The sequence below is a fragment of the Synechococcus sp. F70.1 genome (genome assembly GCF_047502745.1).
Classification (GTDB): domain Bacteria; phylum Cyanobacteriota; class Cyanobacteriia; order Thermostichales; family Thermostichaceae; genus Thermostichus.
In genome coordinates this window covers 1-2,115 of record NZ_JANSJL010000052.1, presented here as the reverse complement: position 1 = coordinate 2,115, position 2,115 = coordinate 1, and the positions used below count along the sequence as shown (strand labels likewise).

1 pseudogene is annotated in these 2,115 nt (G+C 60.5%); it reads right to left on the bottom strand.

What is annotated here, in order from left to right:
• Window positions 1-2,115, bottom strand: a pseudogene (locus tag NW860_RS05040) (type II secretion system protein); the annotation flags it as partial.

The window sequence follows — 2,115 nt, the reverse complement described above, 5'->3', positions numbered from 1 at the left end:
GTGGCAAACCCTGTGTCGCGTTCGTACTGGTCTCTCGGGCTAGTCAGCCAGCCGTTGTAGTACTCGGCCAATAGGCCACCGCCTCCTTCAGGCTCGGGGCAAGGCCCAAGTGGAGCCACCAGCAGCCAACGGGAGGTATCCAGCACCGGGTTGCCCAAAGCCGAGATGCGCACCCCAAAGTTGGCATAGCCCACATCGGGTGCCCGCAAGGGCCGCACTGCCGGCACGCCACCGCCCGCCGTTCTGTCATCGTTATTGGGATCCGAATCGGCGTTGTCGAAGGGAGCCAGAATGGTGTCGCGGGCAAACACATCCGGCCAACCCGGCTGGTTGAGGTTGTCGCCCAGGTTCTGGGCCCCGTTGGTGTTGTCGAAGCGGAGGACACCAGCGCCGCCTCTGGTGGGATCCGGAGCCGGCCAGTTGTTGCCGCGGATTACCAGGGCCTGGTTGAGGAAGGAGGTGTTGAATCCCAGGTTATCCCTGCCGTTCTCACCCCTGAGACAGCCGTAGTAGTCCCAGCGGCGAGGGGCTGAGGCTCGTTCAGGTGTACCGGCATAGTTCTGGCTGGCATTGTAGTTAACGCCGCCGCCATTGAGGGTGCCATCCTGGACAAAGGCATCATCAATGCTGCCATCGCAGAAGTCGGCAGAGAGGATGTTCACCGAGTCGCCCAAGACCTCGCTGGGCCGCCAGAGATCCTCCGCCGCCCGGGCAAAGCGCCGGTCTTCATCCCTCCGGAGCCGCCCGTAGAAGTTGCTGTAGAGGCCAGTTTGCGGGTCGAACTCAAGGAGAGTTTTGAACTCCTCTAGCCGTCTCCCGTCCCTTGTCTGATGCAGGTTGAAGTCCCCTTGGATGTAGACGGGGTTATCGGAAATGAAGGACAAGCCAAAGAGAGCTTCAGTAGGCCTGATGGCGTCACTGGGGTTAAACACACTGCGGGCCAACACTGCCCCGTTGCGCAGCCGGAAGCCATAGGGCCGCCGATCCGGATCGGGGTAGTAGTCCACCGGCTTGGGGCTAAGCCCCTCGTTGGAAACAGGCGGATCGCCGACCGGTTGGTTGCGACCGGGCTGGCCGGCATTCATGATGAAGGGGAGAGTGCCGCGAGCATTTGCATCTCGCCAGGCGGTTTGATAGCTATCGAAGTTGGTCAAGGGCGGGCGGGCGATGGCATCTTCCCGCACCGCATCTTCCCGGAAGGCGTAGAAAATGCCACCCTCGCGGCCTTCTTGCACACCGGCAGGCAGCCAAGTATCTCCGTTGATCAACCCGTTGGCCTGTCCGTTGACGTTGTTGGTCAGCAGGGCCAGGTCGATGTTGAGGGCCCGCACCGCCATCGCCTCGCGGCCATCGTAGAAGACGGAATCTTTAAAGGGCACACGGAAGCACTGGTTGCCAATCCGAATTAACTCAAATCGGTTGCTGTTGGGGTGGTTGCCAAGTACTGGGCTTCTGGGGCATTCCTCTAAACGAGCATAGGGCAAGGTCCAGTCGTTGATCCTAGGCTTGGGCCTCAGCCTTATCAGTTCCAGATCTCTTAGGTTGTCCAGGTCGCACGTTGAGGGATCGCAAAGGGTTCGGTAGGTTACTGATCCTCTTTGCTGTGATCCTAAGAACGGTAACTCCCGTAAGAAGGGGTAGGCCCGCCTCCGCTCATCTTCAAGGGGATCGTTGGGGTTGGGGGGCACGCTGTGGTAAAAGGTCTCGCGGGGGAAGATGTAGCGCAGCGGCAGATAAAACCGGTTGGCCGCTTCTCGGTTCCCAGCTCGGCTGGCTTGGATGTCGTTCAAAAGGATTTGAGCTGTGGGATCAGGCTTGCTGGCATCATTGGCGGCATCCCGAATGCGCAGGATGTTGTCGGCCAGCATGCCCAGCATGCAGCCTGCCGTTTGCAGCGTGGTTTGGTCGGCCAGGCTCAGTTGGTCAACGGGAGTGCCTCGATTGACCAGATCAATCGCCCGCCGCAGCTCCGAGAAGTTGCCAAAGGCGGTGATGAACGGATCCGGATGAATGCGGCCCTCTTCTTGCCTGGGTGGATAGGCCCCATCGGGATCGCCAGCAAAATTGGCCAGGTTGGTCAGCGCCGTCCACAGTGGGGTGCCAGGCCGTAGCTGC